Source organism: Geminisphaera colitermitum TAV2 (assembly GCF_000171235.2).
Classification (GTDB): domain Bacteria; phylum Verrucomicrobiota; class Verrucomicrobiia; order Opitutales; family Opitutaceae; genus Geminisphaera; species Geminisphaera colitermitum.
The window spans coordinates 1-668 of the sequence record NZ_ABEA03000059.1 but is presented as its reverse complement, the minus strand read 5'-3'; the positions used below and the strand labels follow the sequence as shown (position 1 = coordinate 668).

The following is a 668-nucleotide window of genomic DNA, read 5'->3' as shown; positions in this document are numbered from 1 at the left end:
GTGATTATGGCAGTTGCTGGGTTGGCGGCTGCGGTGGCGAGGCGGGCACGGAGTTCGTCCGGTGTGAGCGGGGCGGGTTCGATGTCTTTCCAGAACCAGAGGGGATCGACGCCGAGGAAGCGGTGGGAGATTTCGTAGATGCCGTAAATCGTGCCGAGTTCGTCCGCACCGGTGATGGCAACGGTGGCGGCGACGGAATCAGTATCAGTTGTTTGGATACTGAATGTTTCGGGCGGTAGCGTAGGGTCGAGAGTGACGTGAAGGGTGAAGGGGAGGGGGGAGGCGGGGCTTTGGCCCGGATGTTGCGCGTCCAATGTTGAGCGTTCAACATTGAAGCCTGAAGTGACGGAATCGGAGGCGGGCGGGACGCCCGCGCCACTGCGTTGTAGGGGCTTCGCTTGCGAAGCCCGCGACTGCGTTTCGGTCTGCGTTTCAGCCTGCGACTGCTCTTCTGGTATTCGGTAAATCTGTCCGGCTGGCGCGGGCGTCGCAAGCGACGCCCCTACAGCGGGCGGGACGCCCGCGCCACTTTGACGGAGTTGACGCAGGGTTTCGGCGAGGCGCTGGCGGGCTTCGCGGCGGGCGCGCAAGGGATCGGTGGCGCGGGCGCGGCGGAGCGCAAAATAAAACCAGAGGGGGAGGGGCCAGAGGGCCAGGGGGACAATGAT

1 pseudogene is annotated in these 668 nt (G+C 64.5%); it reads right to left on the bottom strand.

The features are described 5' to 3' along the window. Window positions 1-668, bottom strand: a pseudogene (locus OBACDRAFT_RS29475) (hypothetical protein); the annotation flags it as partial.